Genomic DNA, 17,537 nt, shown 5'->3' with positions numbered 1-17,537 from the left:
AATTCCTTGTTTTTTTATATAATAATATTATGTGTTATGTTTACCAAAGGATTAAAATGAAAAAAAGTCAAAAAATAAAACTCCTATTTACAGGCCTTTTAACGGCTAGTGCATTAGTGGCTGGAACAGTTGCTGTGGCTAGTTGTCAAAATACAAGTTCATCAAAACGTCTTTATCATCTAGCTAAAAGCGCTAATCCAGAAGACAAGTTTGTACCAATTTACCACGTTGTGGTTTATATTCCAAAAGTCATTCACCAAGTCAGCAAAGAAGTGATTTTATCGGAAAAAGATGTCCAAGAAGCTGTGTTTCAAGTTACTAGCAAAAGTGTGCAAACAACTAATAAACAAGATAATTATCTAAAAAAAGAAATGTTATTTGATTTACACCGCGATAACGAAGATTTTTATCGAGTATATTTAGATTTGCCAGTGAAAACAAATGTAAGTGCCAAGCAAACATTTAAGGTGACATCTAATTTAAAAGGATATGAAAACATTATTGAATTCACATTAAGTATGGATGATTTTGACAATGTAATCGATTTAGAAGGCTTACGTGTTAGTCATGAAAACTTGGAACAACTTGAAGCTGATTCAACGAGTGTTAAAAACGCCATAAAATTATTTAATGAATTTCATAAATTAATGCAAAAGCATTTCCGTAATTACACAACTTTATTGCAAGCTGATTTTAGTTTAAATAAAGAACAAGCTACTTTTTTAAAGAGTTATAAAGATGCTTATAAAGCTGTACGAGCACTTAAAGGTAAAGAATATAAAATTAACGGGATTAATGTTGATTACAATCAAATGTTATTTACTATCCGTAGTATTTTTACTAACGATACACAATACAAACTATGAATGAAAGCTTTAGAAACGTTTATCAACCAAATTGACACACTTCAAAAAAACATCCCTGAATATGATCAGTTAAAAACTTTGGCAACACAAGCGACTACAGATGAAGCATCGAAGAATGCTTACAATAAAATCATTGACGAAATCTACCTAGCTTGTAAAATTGAACAATTAAAAGATACTGATTTATTTAAACAAATGATTGTTCATGCCTTTAGTAAAAAAGCTTAGTAGTAAATAAAAAAAGAACCACACGGTTCTTTTTTATTTAATGTTAAAGCGAAAGATAAACTGATGTTGGTCTTCGTCAGTGAATACTAAAGCCTTAACCTGTGGCGTATCAACGAGTTTTATTTCCTTGATTGTGTTTACTTGAAAATCATTAAAACCAGTGATTAAACCAGGACTAATGAAATTAAGTATCTCAGCAGACGCCATGTTTTGGTAATTATTTTTCAGATTTCCAAACGCTTCTGAACTAATGGTTAAGGTTGTTTGGCGGTGTGTTTGTAAATAGGTAGGTAAATAAATGCGTTTAGTTTTTTGATAAACATCTAGATATCGGAAATAGTTATCTAACAAGTTTTGTTTATCTTCATAAAAGAAAGGGGTAAAGTTTCCATAAAACTGTTTTTGTCCCTGCTCTTTGATTTCTAAACCACCTCAATAAATACCTAGATGATTACCATCCTCATCACTAATTAATGATCCGCTAGCTCCAGCCCCTAAATTAAAGTTGCGTAGACCAACATCATAACTACTATAAACTTGTTCAATTAAATGCTGATTTCGATAATATTGAACAGGATTATCTGCTCGATAATTTTGTTCGTTGGCATTTAATATTTGGTTGGTAAAATCACTCATATAATGTTCGTTGAATGATAAATCAGTAAATTGCGATAAACGCGGATAGCCAATACCTACAACATTTTTATTTTTTTGCAGATGAGCAAAACTAATGCCAACTGACGGATCGAAATTTTTAAAGACGCGCAGTTTTTGAAAAATATTTTTATCGACTTGCATTCTTAGGATAGCGATATCAGAGGCTTTATTGTCATAGATCGGCGCGCTCTTATCTCCTATAACAAATAACTCATACTGGTTGGAGTTTTTATTGATTCAACTACCTGTACGAATACCGTGTAGTATTGAAGAAGGATTTTGCACATATTGAGCTTGGGTATTATGTAAATCACTAGGATCTAAATCAGTCTCACCTAAAGATAACTTTCAATTAACAACATCCTGTGATACTTGTGCAATGACGTGGATATTTGTAGCGATATAAAAAGTCCGCAATTTGCTTGTTTCATTATATTCTTCAAAATCCAAGATAAACCCAGTACCATATGTATGATCAATAGTTTGTTGTAATTCGTTTTTCTTAAAAAAATGTAATGATAATGTATGGTTATAACCATTTTTAAAACCGTGATTTTGTTTAACAACGGATTGAGTAATTACCTTATTAGTTCGTTCGTATTTCTTTTCAAAAAAACAACCAACCATACTTACACTAGTCAAACCAATTAGGCCAATACTTGCTAAAAGAGGGAAAAATACACGTTTATGTTTTTTTCAATTCATTCGGCTGCACCTCCTTGTTTTATATTATAAAAAAGCTTTGATATAAAAAAATAAAGATTATTAATTTAATTATATGAATATAGTTTAAAATTATATAAGATAGTTAAATAAAAACCTATAAAAGAAAATAGTATTGTTTCGAATAAGACGACAAATACCGATACCCTTGAAAAGATATTTTATTTTTTTCTTGACAATTTATAAAAAAATAACTATAATATTATAGTGCTTTTAAGAGCATATGGCTACATAGCTCAGCGGTAGAGCAACCGGCTGTTAACCGGTTGGTCGTAAGTTCGATCCTTACTGTAGCCGCCATGGCCTGTTGGTGAAGCGACTTAACACACACGCCTTTCACGCGTGCATTCACGGGTTTGAATCCCGTACAGGTCACCATTAAAATTAATCAAAACAACATTGTTTGTTTCTGGAGTGCTAGCTCAGTTGGGAGAGCATCTGCCTTACAAGCAGAGGGTCGGGGGTTCGAGCCCCTCGCACTCCACCATGCCGACTTAGCTCAATAGGTAGAGCAACTGACTTGTAATCAGTAGGTTGTGGGTTCGATTCCTATAGTCGGCACCATTAGATTATAAATTCCTATCTATCAACGTCGATAGGTAGGAATTTGTGCTCTGTTAGCTCAGTCGGTAGAGCAACTGACTCTTAATCAGTGGGTCGCGGGTTCGAACCCCTCACAGAGCACCATTAACGCGCTTGTGGCGGAATGGCAGACGCGCTAGACTTAGGATCTAGTACTTTGCGGTGTAAGAGTTCAAGTCTCTTCAAGCGCACCATTTAAATTTACACCTTGTCTTAGACAAGGTTTTTTTATACCTTTAACATCTTTTAATGTTTATAAAAGAGTCATCTTATTGCATAAGAGCTGGAATCGGCATTAATCTAGACAACAGGAATGTTTATTCGCATAATACTTGAATCTCATGTATTAATGAAGTAAAAGTTGTACTTAGTAATCAGAGATTTCTGAAAATTAAGAAATTAGCCGAGTTTTTTAGAGTTTTTTGCTCATTGAAATAGCAATATATCCATATTTTATTTATAATATTAAAAGAGAAATCAAAAAATGATTTATATCAATACAAGAAGGAAAAAAATATATGACAAAAGTAGAATTAGTAAAAGAATTACGTGCACGTACGCAAGCTGGTATGTCTGATTGTATTAAAGCTTTAGATAAATCAGATAATGATATTGAAAAAGCTATTGTTTGATTGCGTGAAAACGGAGCAATAAAAGCAGCAAGCAAATTAAATAATGCTGCAACAGACGGTGTTGTTTTAACTAAACAAAACGACCACAAGGCAGTGATGATTGAAGTAAATACACAAACTGACTTCGTTGCTAAGAATGAACAATTTTTAGCCCTTGCTAACCAAATTTTAGAAGTAGCATTAAACGAAGTAGAAAACAATGAAGATTTTGAAAAATTACAAATCAACAACAAACCAATCGCTGAAGCTGGTTTAGAATTAACAGCTATTATTGGAGAAAAAATCGCTTTCCGTCGTGGTGTTGTTTTAAAAGCTAACGAAAACCAAACATTAGGTTCATATACTCATAATAACAACCGTGTTGGTGCAATCGTTTTATTAGATGCAAAAGTTGATACAGAAGTTGCTCGAAACGTAGCAATGCATGCAGCTGCAATGCGTCCAAAATACTTAAACGTTGATCAAGTGTGTCCAACATGATTAGCAAATGAAAAAGAAATTATTACTAACCAAGTTCACAATGACTCCGAAGCATTAAATAAAATGAGCAAGTTAGACGATGCGAAAAAAGCAATGGTTTTAGAAAAAACAGTTGAAGGACGTTTAAACAAAATTTTAAAAGAAAATTGTTTAGTTGATCAATCATACTTCAAAGAACCAAGTTTAACAATTGCTGCTTATTTAAAACAAAATAAAACAAATGCAATTGGCTACTACGCTTATGAAGTTGGTGACGGAATGGAAAAGAAACCAGAAATGAGTTTTGCTGACGAAGTTGCAGCTCAAATGAAAAAATAGTCATTAACCAACAAATAGAAAGTTCGCCTTTCTATTTTTTTCAATTATTTATAAACGGAGGAAAACATGCAGAATAAAAAACATATTTTAATCAAAATCTCGGGAGCAGCATTAAAGACTAATGATGAATCCATTTTAGATGTTAATAAAATTAACGACCTTGCCAACCAAATTAAAATTTTAAAAAAAGATTACGTAATTTCAATTGTTGTTGGTGGTGGGAATATTTGACGAGGGAAGATTGCTAATGATTTAGCAATGGACCGCAGTATGGCTGACAACATGGGAATGCTAGCTACAATGATTAACGGCTTGTCAATTGCTAATGTTTTAAAAAATCACGAGGTTGAATCAGTTGTTTTATCATCGATTGACACCCCAGCATTTCTAACATATGCTAGCACTAACTCAATTAATCAGGCCATCAAAAACGATCAAGTAATGATTTTTGTTGGTGGAACAGGTTTTCCTTTTTTCAGTACGGATTCATGTGCTGCTATTCGGGCTGCACAAACTAATTGTCAATTAATTTTAATGGGTAAAAATGGTGTTGATGGAGTTTATAGCGCCGATCCCAAAACAAATCCAGATGCAATTTTTTATGAAAATCTAACTTATCAAGAAGCATTACATAAAAATTTACAAGTAATGGATCAAACAGCCTTGGCATTATGTCAAGAAAATAAAATTGAAACGATTGTTTTTAATATTGACAAAACAGACTCAATTATTGATGTTCTGAATAACAAAACAAAATATACATTAATTAAATAAGAGGTAATTTATGGATTTCAAAATTTACGAAAAACAAATGAACGAAGAAAAAGAACATGTGTTTAAATGAATGCACAACGAATTCGCAAAGCTGCGTACAGGACGTGCAAGCCCTGCGATTTTAGATGGTATTTTGGTTGACTATTATGGGGCACCTACACCAATCAATCAATTAGCTAATATTAGTGTTGTTGACGCACGTTCATTAATGATTAAACCATATGATAAGAGTAGTATCAAAGATATTAATACAGCAATTAATGCTGCAAATATTGGTATTAATCCACTTGTTGATGCTGATGTGATTCGTTTAACATTCCCAGCACCAACTGAAGATTTAAGAAAAGAACTAGCAAAAAAAGCTAAACAAGTGAGCGAAGAAGCAAAAGTTAAGGTTCGTAAAATTCGTCAAAATTTACAAGATGAATTTAAAAAAGACACAACAGCATTAGAAGACGATAAAAAATTCTTCCAAACAAAACTTGATGAATTAACAAAAAAAGTTAACAAAGAAATTGAAGAACTTTTCGCTAACAAAGAAAAAGACATTCTAACTATTTAAAATATGTCAGCAGTTGAACTACAACCAAATCAACAATTAGATAAGAAAAAAAGACAAGATTTTAAATCCCGTGTTTTATGTGGTATCGGAATTTTACTTTTCTTTTTAGTTTTTATCACACTGAACGCCTTTGCAGACTTTAATGTCTGATCAATGCCGAACAACAACTGATTTTCTTTTTATGAAAAACTAGGCTTTTTAATTGCAGGTATTGTTTTACTAAATGTAATTATCGGGCTATGTGCTTATGAATTTAACAAGGTTTTTTATCGTAATAAAAAAACGACCTTAATTGCCAATGAATTTCTCGTTCTACTCGCTTGTAATGCGAGCATTGTCAGTACTGTTTTGTTGCGTGTTTATGATGTTAATACAATCAAATATTTTTTCTGATCAACCCAAAATTATTGAGCAATCAATTTTGCGTTGTTGTTTATTGTTGTTTTAATTAATATCTTAATGTTAATTAAGAACAATCATTTGGCGAAAAAACAAAAACTCTTAGCGGTTTTAGTGCTTGCAATTACCTTCTTGTTTTTTAGCAACGTTTATTATTTGATGCTTTTACGTAGTTGAATCATTTGATCATTAATTGCTGTGCTAGTGATTCTGACGGATACTTTTGCTTATGTCGGAGGCAAATTATTTGGCAAAGCGAAGATTTTTCCTAAAATTTCGCCGAAAAAGACATGAGCTGGTTTTATCACAGGAATTGTTGTAGCGAGTTCAATAGTGTTTTTATTGTGTGTTCTAGTTATTTGAAAAACTAAAACAAATAATAGTAATCAAGATTCATTGGATTTAATTCATAACCATTTCGCCCGAGACTTCTATGGTTTTAAATTCTTATGATCAATGACGCCAAATTCTTGGTTAGTACTCTTTTTATTAATTATGTGTTTCTGACCATTACTAGCAATCACAGCTGTTTTTGGCGACTTATTCTTTAGCTATGTAAAACGTTCGTTAGAGATTAAAGATTTCTCGAATATTCTTAAAGCACATGGCGGTATTTATGACCGTATAGATGCTTTGATGGTTACTACTGTCGCTTATACTTTCTTTGCGTTAATTTCTGATTTATTTTAAAATCAATTTATATATTAAGGGCATGTCATTAATTAGCAATTGAACTTTGTTTTGTTGCAAATTAAAATCCTTTAATGTTAACAAGACGCGATTATTTTTTAAAAATTTATATTTATATGCACTGGTATATAGACGCTCTTCGTGTTTATATGTCAGTGCTTTTTTATTTTTAAGTAACTGAAAAACAGTTTTAGTAACAATTAAAGCATGGCTTGTTGGATTAATTTGACAAGTAATGTACTGATGCGTTTTTAAACCACACACCAATCCAATGACCAAACAAAAAAGTATTAATAAACTGATAATCAACGTTTTCTTTCAATGTTTAAAACTCAAAGTTAATCACTTCCTTAAAAAAATTATTCATTTGAATATCGTGGCTAACACAAATGACAAGGTTATATCGTTGCAATACAGGCATGAATGCTTTAAGGAGTAAACCCTTAATTTCTCAATCAACATTTGCCAATGCTTCGTCCAAAAGAATTAGATTATTGCGTTTTTGCAAAAGCCGTAAAAAATTCACAATTTGTCTTTGACCAGTTGACCACTGTTTATCATCATACAGACTAGCTAGTGTGTTGATTTGTGCCTTTGTAAGTAATTGAATTAATTGATTGTTTGCGTTAATTTCAGCATCACTAATTAATGCGTGTCAATTTAAAGGGAAAATAGTGGCATCGCCAGGCAAATAAACAATTTTTTGTTGTAAAAAACTATTTGCTAATTGTTCCATTGGTTGATTATTAAATAAAACACTTTCGCCATTTAAAATTTGTTTAAGTAGAGTCGTTTTGCCACAACCATTAGGTCCTTTGATGAGGGTATGATTATCAATTAACTTTTTTTGTTTTTTTAAATATATGTTTTGAATACGATCAATTAAGAAACCATAGTTATTAATTCGGTTGTTCATTACACTAATTTTGTATAAGGTTTCATATGCGTATTTATAGCCAGGTATCAACATAAAAAAATGAAATATTTTTTGATAGTTTTGATTAATGTTTTGATGTAAAAAAATTATGTACATCAAACTGCCAATGTTGATATTTTGATTTCGCTGTATAACAAGGAGGCTAGTTATAAGAACTAAAAAAAGAAATCCAAAATCCTGGGTAATATTGGCACAAAAACTAATAATTGATTGTTTAGTAACTACTCTTTTTTGGTTATTGACGTATTGTTCATTGTGGCGTATTAAATCCCGCAAATAAAATGTCAATTTATGAACGTCAGATTCTTTTTGAACGAAACTAAGAAGTTTCTCTAATGATAAAAATTTGTCATGATTATTCTTAATAATAACCAATTGATTTTTCTTATTCGCTCCATACGCCCAAAAATTGATTAGGACACTTAATAGACCTATGATTAATGAAATGATGAATAATTGTGTGTTGTATTTTAACATTAAAACATTAACAATCAAAGCGAAAATTAAAGCGCTAATGAAGTTGGCTAGCGCACTAATTTTAAAGTTAATAATTGTTTGAATATAACCTTCTAAACCTAACAGTTCACTCAGATTCGTCTTATTAAAAAATCATTGTTGTTTATTTGTTAGTCGTTTTAATGTAAAATATAGAATATATAGAGTTATTTCTTCGGATTTTTTATGAATGATAATTTGAACAAGTTTTTGGCGAACTTGGTTCGTTAAGAAAATAAAACTAAAAAGTACAGTTAAAACAACCGCATTTCTAATTTCTTGTTCAGCTATTCCTCAATCAATAATATAAGTAACAAATTTACTGCTAAGAATTGAAAACCCGATACCAAGACCCTCAAGAAAGATTAAAAAAACAATTAATTTCCAAGAGAAAATTTTTGAATCATTAAAAAGTGGCTTTAAATTAAATTTTGGCGGCAGTTTTTCGTTTTTTTCAAACAATATAGCTACGTTTAAAAAACGTTTTTGTAAACTAGTCATATCCGTCTGATGATATCCGTTCTGAGGATCGTAAACATCGATTTTTTCACGGTTATAAATTTGAACAATTATAAAATGGTTGCGCCCTTCGCTTTGAACCATTAAAACAAGATATTTGTTAGGATGTAGATTTAATAATTCATCTAGATGACATTTATAAGACTGAGCACTTAAACTAAACTCAGCAGCCAAACGCTCAAACTCATTTAGATTCATTCCTTCTTCAGAAAGAACAGATTTTTCAAGAACGTGGATTTTACTTATTTTTTGTTGGTATAAATAATTGAACATCATGGTGATAACACAAACACCACACTCATTCTTATTAGTTTGTTGAATAACTCGCATTTAACTCATCTCCTTTCTTTGAATAATCGGAGAGAAAGTTATTTTTACTATTAAAAATTTATTTATATTACTTATGAGGTAGAAAATATGGCAAAAATTAAATTATTAGCACTAGGTGGACAAGACGAAAAAGGGAAGAATTGTTTTGTCTTAGATATTGACAATGAAATTTTCATTTTTAACGCTGGTGCAAAGTTACCCGATAACAACATGTACGGAGTCAACAATATCGTAGCGGATTATAATTATTTACACAAAAATGTTAAACGGATTAAAGGGGTGTTTATAGCTACTCCTGTCTATAACAACTTAATGGGTCTAAAACATTTATTAGCCCAAACAGATTACAATCTGCCAATTTATACATCACCGATTGGTGCGATTGTGATTGAAAAAATGTTTGAGACAAAAATCAACAATAAATTGGTTAAACCAAACATCGTGCAGGTGAAAACGTTTGAAGACTTAAAAGTTGGTAATATCATCATCAATGCTTTTAAGGTTACGAACTCAATTCCCAATTCATTGGCCTTTGTTTTAAAAACTAAGGACGGTAATATTGTTTATGTAGATGACTTTATTATTTCAAATGATAAAAACAAAACTTTCGAATCACAAGTCATCAACGCTCACCAAATCTTACGCAATAATACTTTAGCCGTGATTATGGGTATGAATAATGCTGGTAAAAAAGGTTTAACCGCACCACACCACCGTAACAAAGGTTTTTATGAAGATGTATTATCGAAAACAGAAAATCGTATGTTTGTCGGATGCTACGCGCACGATGTTTATACAATTTTTAGTTTAGCAACATTAGCTAAACAAACTAACCGACCATTCATTATTTACTCACAAACATTTATTAATGTGTTTAACGGAATTATTCGTCAACGTTTATACTCGCCAAAAAATCTAATTTCTTTACCGATTAGTGAAATTAATAAAAACGATAACGCCATCGTTGTGATTATCGAAAATCAAGATAGTCTTTTCCCACGTTTAAACAAAATTCTAGATGATGAAGATAAAATTGTTCACCTAAACGACAAGGACAGCTTGGTTTTAGGTGTAGGTATTACTCCAGGATATGAGTCACTAGCTGCAGACTTATCAGACCATGTTCATAAATTAAATATTCCATACTTCACATTACCTAAAGCGATTTTACCAATGCAGGCTTGTGATGAAGATATCAAACATTTTGTGAATGTTATGAACCCTAAATATGTAGTACCATTGGGTGGTTTATATAAAACTGAAATGAAATTTGTGGAAGCTTTAAAAACTACAAAAGTTTTACCTGACAATATTATTAGTTTAGATAACGGACAAATTAAAACTATTGTTGATAAGAATTTAGAAAAAGATGTTGAAACAATCCATTTAGTTGAAAAAATGATTTCTAACTTTAATACACTTGATGTGGGTGAAGGTATTTTATATGAACGTCGACAAATGGGAGAAAACGGTATAATTATACTGACAATGGCTTTTGATAAAAAACACCAACGTTTAATCGATTTCATTGATTTTAAATATTTTGGTGTGGTCAATAAAAATAAATCAACAAACGAAGTTGTTAAAGAAATTGAAGACAACTTTAAAACTAGTTTAGCTGAGTGCATCGTTTATGATAAACAAAAACGTTTAAACATGAAGGAAACGAAAAACAACGCTCGTCGCTTATTAGCTAAATTATTTGAAAAGAAATTTAATAAACGTCCACTTGTCCTACCTACTATTATCGATTACTACGAGGCATAGTTATGAACCAAACTAACACTGTTGTAGCAATTAATCAACAACCGATTAAAAAAGCTTTGAAAACAAAAAAACAATTACATTTAAAATGACGTATCTTGATATATGTAAGTTTACTGCTTTTATTATTAATGACGATTGCCAAGGTGCCGTATTTTACAGCAGCAATTGATTATGTAATTGAATATTTCTTTGGTTTTAGCCGTTATTTAATTTATTTGATTTTATTACTCTTAGCCATTTTTTGATGAACCAAAAAACTGCGGCGCAAAATATTTAATCGTTTTACGATTTGATTTTATGTTTTTAGCCCGATTTTACTAAGTATTTTTCTAGGTTATATATCAAGTTTAGCTCTGAAACATAGTGATTATCTGTTTGTTGAAGGCAGCTATACCGAAATTTTTACAAATCTATGAAAAGTTCATTTAATATCTGGGATTTCTCATCTTCAATACTACTTCTTGTTATCAGCATTTGGTTTTGGTGGTATTACAGGTTTTATTAATCTGGATCTATATACTCAATACATTGTAATCTTTATGGTAGTTTTATTGAGTTTCGTTTTAAGCATAGTATTAATCATCTTCATTTTATACACTGTACGAAATAAACGCTGATTCTACCAAACTAAATTACGTATCATTAACAAATTGATTAAAAACGTTAATAAAGAGTATAACCAAGCCTATGAATTAATTGATCACAACAGTGTTCTTGAGGACAGTAATCAAGTGCAACAGGCATTAGTTGATACTCCATTAGTACCCAACAACTTAGAGACTAATAAGCTTATTGCTGTTGATCCAACAGTTACTAATGAACCGCTGGATAACCCTGCTAATAATTTTAAGGAACCACAGCCTTTAGAACATCTTGAGGCAGTCAATACTGCGCCAAGCAGACAAGAGCCTGAATTGTTGATTCAAGAGGCGCCAATTCTTAATTCACCACACGAACCTAATGTTGAATTACAAAAAGCTTCTGAAATTGAAATTCGAAAGGATATTCCAACTCCTATTGTTCCTGTAGTTGTTGCGCCAGTTAATAATCCTGAAGTTCCTCAGGTTGAGAAACCGTTAGTAGACAAGACACCAAGTAGTTTTAAGCGAACGCAAAAATTCACTTTATCAATGAACGATATTTTTGAAGATCAAAAAAAATTACAAGATGAAAAAGTGCTTTTTGATGGTGATCAAGATTATTATCACGAATTGAATAACATGATTAATAAAATTGATTTCCGCTTTGAACAATACGCCAAAGCTAATGGCATTGAAGCGAAAATCATTAGCAAACGTACTTACTTCTCTATGGCTGAGGTTGTTTATTCACTAAACAACATTGATATTCCCACATTTATTTCACAACACAATTTGGAATTAATGCAAATACTAGCTTCTCAAGAGAGCGATTTAAGAATTAATTTATATCAGCAAAATAAATATTTAGCTGTGCAGGTATCTAGTATTAAATTAGCAAGTTCATTTACCTTAAAAAATGAAATTAAATTACTAGACGAACAAGAATGAGACAATTTCAATTTAATTTATGGTAAAGACCATGAACGTGAAGTTATTTGATCAAACCAATTAGATGGTAATTTAATTGTTTATGGTTCAGCTAAGGGTGCAGGCCGTGCGATGTTGTTATCAAACTTGATCATGGGTTGTTTATTAACACATAAATCATCAGAAATCGAATTATACTTATTTGACGCAAAAACTAAATTAACAAAGACGTTTAGCAATCTAAACCATACACGTAAAATTACGGATACTTCTGACCCAGCGGTGGTCATTGAAGATTTACGCAGTTTACAATTAAAATTCAATGACATTAAAAAAATAATGCAAAACAAAGGCGTTGATAATTTATTTGAATTAAACCATATGAGCCAACAAGCTTATAAGATGAGCTTAATCGTTTTCAGTGAATTTGCTCATATTCTAGATAGTCCATATAAAGATAAATTCATCATCTTGTTGCAAAATTTAATAACACTAGCTCCAAGCGTTGGTTGTCTAATTGTCTTGGGTACAGAGATAGTTAATGAGCAAACAAGTGCATTTAAGGCGATGTTTGAAAACATTGCAATTCTAAAATTGAATAACGAGTACGAATCGACTCTAATTTCGCCTCATAATTGATTACATAATTTATATGGATCAGGTGATTTAGTTCTCATGAAGGCGAACATCAATGAATTATTGCGACTACAAATTGCAAAAATTACCAATGACGAAATTAATTCGTTGCTCCAAAAATTATCAACAGATAACTAATAAAAAATAAAAAAACACATCCTTTAAATAAATAGGATGTGGATGTATTAAAATAAATATAACGATTTATATTTTAAGGAAAGAGATAATATGACATTTAATAAAAAAGAAAATTTCATTTATGAATTAAAAGCAGTATGTGAAAAACACAATATTGCAGGATTCGAAAGTAATACAAAATTACACGAAGTGTTTGGTAATGTTTACGAAAAGAACCACCACATTGTGTTAAACGAAGATTTTGACACAAACGAATTATGACGTGCTTTAGTTAAATTCTTATCAAAGGCTGCTAAACCAGTTTCAGTTGATTTGGATTCATTCTTAGCATTAGTTGATGAAGAACAACACGAATCAGTGATTGGTATTGTTGTAGCTGCATTAGAATATGTAGAAGTAACTCCATATTCTGAAAAAACTAAACAAACACCAAAGAATATTCACAACTTAGTGTTCGATACTAAATTACAAAAATTAATTGACAAACACTTAGTAATTGCACAAGCTCAATCATTTGCACGTATGTTGCAAGATACACCATCAAACAAGATGTCTCCTGGAGATTTTGAAAAAGCTATTCGTGCTAAATTTGCAGATATTAAGAATGTAAAAATTAGTGTTTTAGACCGTAATGAATTACAAACAAAAGGTTTCGGATGCCACTATGGTGTAGGTAAAGCTGCTGTTTCAGAAGATTACCAACCACGTTTATTAGTTTTAGAATACAACACTAAACCATCTAATCAAAAATATGCTTTCGTAGGTAAAGGGGTATGTTTTGATACAGGGGGAAACAACATTAAAACAGGTTCTCACATGCGTTGAATGAAATTCGATATGTCAGGGGCTGCTATTGTTGCTTCAACACTATTTGCTTTAGCAAAAAATAATGAAGAAGTTAACGTTGTAATGTTATGTCCATTAGTATTCAACTTAGCTGGTATCGAAGCACAGAGACCAGACGACGTTGTAACTGCTTATAATGGTAAAACAGTTGAAATTGACAATACAGACGCTGAAGGTCGTTTAATTTTATGTGATGCTTTAACTTATGCTGCAAAAGACATGAAAGCAGATAAATTAATTGATATCGCAACATTAACTGGTGCAATGATTTATGCTTTAGGGGAAACATATTCAGGAGTTTGAACAACAACTGATTGCTTATGAAGAGCATCAGAAGCTGCTGCTAAATTTGCAGGTGAATTAGTATGACGTTTACCTTTCCACTATGACTTTAAAGATTTATTAAAATCAAATGTAGCAGATATTGCTAACTCAGTAAGTGACCCACGTGGTGGTTCTTCACGTGCTGCTGCATACTTAAAGGAATTTACAGAAGACAAACCATATGCACACTTTGACGTAGCAATTACTGCCGATGTTGGACACCAAGGTACTGGTGTTATGTTAAGAACATTCTACAAAATGGCTATTGACCAAAAATAATTGCTATAAAACAAACAAAAAACCAAGATTTTATCTTGGTTTTTTATTTACATCACATACAAAGAAAAAAGAAAAACCAAGATCTTGTCTTGGTTTTTTTATTTTAATGGCAGGGGTAGTAGGACTCGAACCCACAACACACGGATTTGAAGTCCGTAGTTCTACCAATTGAACTATACCCCTAAGAATACCCTAATATTATAGCATTAAATAATAAAAAAAGAAACACTAGACGTGTTTCTCAAAAGTTTTAATCAAGTCCCCTAGAGTTTTGATACTAACTAACTCTTCATCACTTAAACGGACATTTAGAGCATCCTCAATATCAACAATTAAATCCATAGCCGCTAATGAATCGATACCTAATGACTTTAAGTTAACATTTTCATCAGCTAATTGGTTTAAATTAATCTTTTTTTGTTGTGCAATTTTATTGATTGTTTGGCGAACATCCATATAAAATTCTCCTTATTGTTCTAAGCTAATACTTAATTGATCGTAAAATTGTTTTTTCACGCCGGGCTCTGGTGTGTTAATTAGTCAGTTGACCAACACAATTAAATGATTATCAATTATTTTATATTTTACACTATATTCAAGATAGTTTCACACTCTCTTAAATTGATCAAAGCTAAGAATTGCTTTAAACATAATTGCTTTGAGTTGTTCTTGAATAATAGAATCATCAAAACCTAACTGTGGATTTTCTTTTCTGAAATATTTTTGAAAATCAATTAGAGAATAAAACTCGTTCATTTTTTGGACAACCGGCTTGAGATTGAAACGAGTTAATTCGACATGCTCTACCTCATTCAAATGTGTTTCAGTCTTTTTGTTGCTATCATTTTCATCAGCGGTTGTGCTCGTATGTTCAGTTGTATGATTCGCGTGCTCATGTAAATCGGTTGCTTGTTCTTTATTTTCGTTCTGTTCAACGAAAATATTAGTGGGGTTATGATGTTCAACAATTACCACCTCTTTTTTGATCGGTTGAATTTGATTATTTTCATCTAATTGTTTTTTGTTATTCTCAATAGCAAAAACATTACTGCTTGGTTCGTGTGTATTTTTGGGTACCAGGGTTATTTGATTGTTTACTGGTGTATATGCTTGCTTACTAGTTTTTTGCCCCTTAAAACCTAAACTAACTCCAAAACCCACTGCAGCAGCAACAATACCCACGCCTAAACAGCAAAAACCAATTACCTTGGTGCGCGGATTTTTAAAAAAATGTTTAAATTTGTCGGAAACCTTCATAATTGTTAATTTCCAAACTACTAATTTTAATTAAGGGGTGTTGTTGACTTGTGAAGTCGCTTTTAAACTCTAATGTTGTTCGCGCATAATAAACACTAGGGCTTCGATAATTTGTTTTAATTTTCATTTTCAAATCAACCTTTTGTGCTTTGGGCAATCAAATACCTTTAAAACCAGTTTGATGATCAATAACCAACTCGTCATCCAAAAAATCATATTTAAATAAAGATTGCGGTTGAATATTAAATGTAGAATGTTGCGAATCATAATATTTATCAATATTTTCTATTTTTTCCTCTCATTCGAGACGTTTAGACTCGTTTCCTAGCGATTGGTATTCAAGACTATATTTAATACTATAAACATCGCCGTTTTGTAGATAGACACCATCATCTACTTTCAAAGGTTTTATATCTGTAGCACGACGTGATTTGCTATAGACATAATTGGCGTATGTTTGCAAGGCAAGAATACAAGGGGCGTGGTATGTGTCTAAATCTAAACGAGTATTTAAATTAAAAGCATTGGCATAATAGTATGTATGATTATACAAACGCTGTCAAGATAAAGAACGTCGTAGATAATCTCGTTTGACTTCATAATTTATTTGGTCATGTAATTCATTGTCATCAGTTACCTTTAAATTTAATTTAAATTCAATTAACTGTTTGAGAATTTCCTTGGTTGATAAGCCCGATTCATTGATATTAATTCGTACACTAGACACATAAACATGTTGTTGTAAGGTGGCGTGTGTGAAATGTAATTGCTCTATCTTTTCCTCCTGCAAAGTAATGTTGCGAAAAGAACCAATCGATGAATCAATATCCAAATAGAAATAATTCGGTGGTAGTTTAAAATTACCAACGATGTTTATTTTGAATTGCATCGTGAGCACGTCCTTAATTAATTGGTTTTCAACTTCGTATTGATTAATATAAATACCAAAAGGTCGTCCCTCAAAATAATCACGTAATTCGATAGGTTTATTAAAACTACGAATATAATATGGCTTTTGTTGATCGGCGTTATTAGAGTGCTTTGATTTGGAATTATGATACTGATAATGTTTTACATAATATTGATTAATGTTTTCAACCATCCTTAATACCTACCTTTCATCAACTTCAAAATAAATTGACAAGTATTTGTTTTTGTCAAATATATTTATCTCTCCACGATTGACATCAATGGTTAAAAATTGTTCAATAGCACAGCATATTAAACAAACTCTTTTTTAAAAATTCTTGAAGAATGTTAAATTTCTTAATAAAAATCACCTCATTATACTAATCGAATGATTTAAGATTTTTACTAAAAGAATTTTCTTTGCCCTTTTTTGAGCACATTAATTTATAATATATAGAGTATTTTAAAGCACCTGTAGCTCAGTAGGATAGAGCATACGCCTTCTAAGCGTACGGTCAGGGGTTCGAATCCCTTCAGGTGCGCCATTAAAAAACTAATCTGCAAAAGCAGATTTTTTTATTATAATTAATAAGTATGCACCCATAGTTCAATGGATAGAGCGTATGTCTTCGGAACATAATGTTAGGGGTTCGAGTCCCTTTGGGTGCGCCATTAAAATTT

Annotated in this window: 13 protein-coding genes and 9 tRNA genes; 16 read left to right on the top strand and 6 right to left on the bottom strand. The window is 31.4% G+C overall.

Annotation, left to right across the window (positions count from 1 at the left end; translation table 4 throughout):
- Window positions 1–56 precede the first annotated feature (56 nt).
- Window positions 57–1,094 carry a hypothetical protein gene (locus OF376_RS01215; RefSeq protein ID WP_263821710.1) on the top strand — a complete coding sequence of 346 codons (1,038 nt, stop codon included), beginning with the start codon at window positions 57–59 and terminating at the stop codon, window positions 1,092–1,094.
- A gap of 33 nt (window positions 1,095–1,127) precedes the next feature.
- Here the strand turns inward: OF376_RS01215 and OF376_RS01210 are convergent, their stop codons facing one another.
- Window positions 1,128–2,456 carry a DUF31 family protein gene (locus OF376_RS01210; protein WP_263821709.1) on the bottom strand — a complete coding sequence of 443 codons (1,329 nt, stop codon included), beginning with the start codon at window positions 2,454–2,456 and terminating at the stop codon, window positions 1,128–1,130.
- A 243-nt stretch (window positions 2,457–2,699) separates the two neighbouring features.
- Between OF376_RS01210 and OF376_RS01205 the strand changes: the two genes are divergently transcribed.
- From OF376_RS01205 to OF376_RS01160, 10 genes are all read left to right on the top strand, one after another.
- Window positions 2,700–2,774: transfer RNA gene (locus OF376_RS01205), tRNA-Asn, on the top strand.
- A gap of 1 nt (window position 2,775) precedes the next feature.
- Window positions 2,776–2,852 (top strand) — tRNA-Glu (locus OF376_RS01200).
- 33 nt (window positions 2,853–2,885) lie between these two features.
- A tRNA-Val gene (locus OF376_RS01195) sits at window positions 2,886–2,961 on the top strand.
- Between the two features lies 1 nt (window position 2,962).
- A tRNA-Thr gene (locus tag OF376_RS01190) sits at window positions 2,963–3,038 on the top strand.
- A 47-nt stretch (window positions 3,039–3,085) separates the two neighbouring features.
- Window positions 3,086–3,161: transfer RNA gene (locus OF376_RS01185), tRNA-Lys, on the top strand.
- A 5-nt stretch (window positions 3,162–3,166) separates the two neighbouring features.
- A tRNA-Leu gene (locus OF376_RS01180) sits at window positions 3,167–3,250 on the top strand.
- Window positions 3,251–3,574: 324 nt separating this feature from the next.
- Window positions 3,575–4,486 carry a translation elongation factor Ts gene (gene tsf / locus OF376_RS01175; protein ID WP_263821708.1) on the top strand — a complete coding sequence of 304 codons (912 nt, stop codon included), beginning with the start codon at window positions 3,575–3,577 and terminating at the stop codon, window positions 4,484–4,486.
- A 66-nt stretch (window positions 4,487–4,552) separates the two neighbouring features.
- Entirely contained in the window at window positions 4,553–5,260 is a 708-nt protein-coding gene (gene pyrH, locus OF376_RS01170; RefSeq protein WP_263821707.1) for a UMP kinase, read from the top strand.
- A 10-nt stretch (window positions 5,261–5,270) separates the two neighbouring features.
- Window positions 5,271–5,822 (top strand): ribosome recycling factor, encoded by a 552-nt coding sequence (frr, locus tag OF376_RS01165; RefSeq protein ID WP_263821706.1) that lies wholly within the window; start codon window positions 5,271–5,273, stop codon window positions 5,820–5,822.
- Between the two features lie 3 nt (window positions 5,823–5,825).
- The gene (locus OF376_RS01160; RefSeq protein ID WP_263821705.1) at window positions 5,826–6,911 is read left to right on the top strand and encodes a phosphatidate cytidylyltransferase; all 1,086 of its coding nucleotides are present in this window, start codon (window positions 5,826–5,828) and stop codon (window positions 6,909–6,911) included.
- A gap of 325 nt (window positions 6,912–7,236) precedes the next feature.
- Here OF376_RS01160 and OF376_RS01155 read toward each other — a convergent pair whose 3' ends face one another.
- Complete coding sequence (locus OF376_RS01155; protein WP_263821704.1) at window positions 7,237–9,192, bottom strand: cysteine peptidase family C39 domain-containing protein; 1,956 nt, start codon at window positions 9,190–9,192, stop codon at window positions 7,237–7,239.
- A gap of 87 nt (window positions 9,193–9,279) precedes the next feature.
- Between OF376_RS01155 and OF376_RS01150 the strand changes: the two genes are divergently transcribed.
- The 3 genes from OF376_RS01150 to OF376_RS01140 all read left to right on the top strand — a co-directional run bounded on the left by OF376_RS01150 (window position 9,280) and on the right by OF376_RS01140 (window position 14,690).
- Entirely contained in the window at window positions 9,280–10,959 is a 1,680-nt protein-coding gene (locus OF376_RS01150; RefSeq protein ID WP_263821703.1) for a ribonuclease J, read from the top strand.
- A gap of 2 nt (window positions 10,960–10,961) precedes the next feature.
- Window positions 10,962–13,241: an FtsK/SpoIIIE domain-containing protein gene (locus tag OF376_RS01145; RefSeq protein ID WP_263821702.1), complete on the top strand. Its 2,280-nt coding sequence runs from the start codon at window positions 10,962–10,964 to the stop codon at window positions 13,239–13,241.
- A 90-nt stretch (window positions 13,242–13,331) separates the two neighbouring features.
- A complete protein-coding gene (locus tag OF376_RS01140) occupies window positions 13,332–14,690 on the top strand; it encodes a leucyl aminopeptidase (protein WP_263821701.1) in 1,359 nt (452 codons plus the stop codon).
- A 107-nt stretch (window positions 14,691–14,797) separates the two neighbouring features.
- Here the strand turns inward: OF376_RS01140 and OF376_RS01135 are convergent.
- The 4 genes from OF376_RS01135 to OF376_RS01120 form a co-directional block, all read right to left on the bottom strand.
- A tRNA-Trp gene (locus OF376_RS01135) sits at window positions 14,798–14,873 on the bottom strand.
- Window positions 14,874–14,918: 45 nt separating this feature from the next.
- Entirely contained in the window at window positions 14,919–15,146 is a 228-nt protein-coding gene (locus OF376_RS01130; protein WP_263821700.1) for an acyl carrier protein, read from the bottom strand.
- Window positions 15,147–15,158: 12 nt separating this feature from the next.
- Window positions 15,159–15,947 (bottom strand): DUF5452 domain-containing protein, encoded by a 789-nt coding sequence (locus OF376_RS01125; protein WP_263821699.1) that lies wholly within the window; start codon window positions 15,945–15,947, stop codon window positions 15,159–15,161.
- Window positions 15,925–17,049, bottom strand: coding sequence for a hypothetical protein (locus OF376_RS01120; protein ID WP_263821698.1), 1,125 nt, complete (start codon window positions 17,047–17,049; stop codon window positions 15,925–15,927). The genes OF376_RS01125 and OF376_RS01120 overlap by 23 nt, the downstream gene beginning before the upstream one ends.
- Before the next feature lie 275 nt (window positions 17,050–17,324).
- On the opposite strand from OF376_RS01120, the gene OF376_RS01115 reads away from it, so the two are divergent.
- Together OF376_RS01115 and OF376_RS01110 are read left to right on the top strand one after the other, a co-directional pair.
- Window positions 17,325–17,401, top strand: a tRNA-Arg gene (locus OF376_RS01115).
- Window positions 17,402–17,452: 51 nt separating this feature from the next.
- Window positions 17,453–17,528: transfer RNA gene (locus OF376_RS01110), tRNA-Arg, on the top strand.
- The last annotated feature ends 9 nt before the right edge of the window (window positions 17,529–17,537 follow it).

This window comes from Ureaplasma miroungigenitalium (assembly GCF_025780085.1).
GTDB classification, from domain to species: Bacteria; Bacillota_I; Bacilli_A; order Mycoplasmatales; family Mycoplasmoidaceae; genus Ureaplasma; species Ureaplasma miroungigenitalium.
This window is presented reverse-complemented; position numbering and strand designations above follow the sequence as displayed.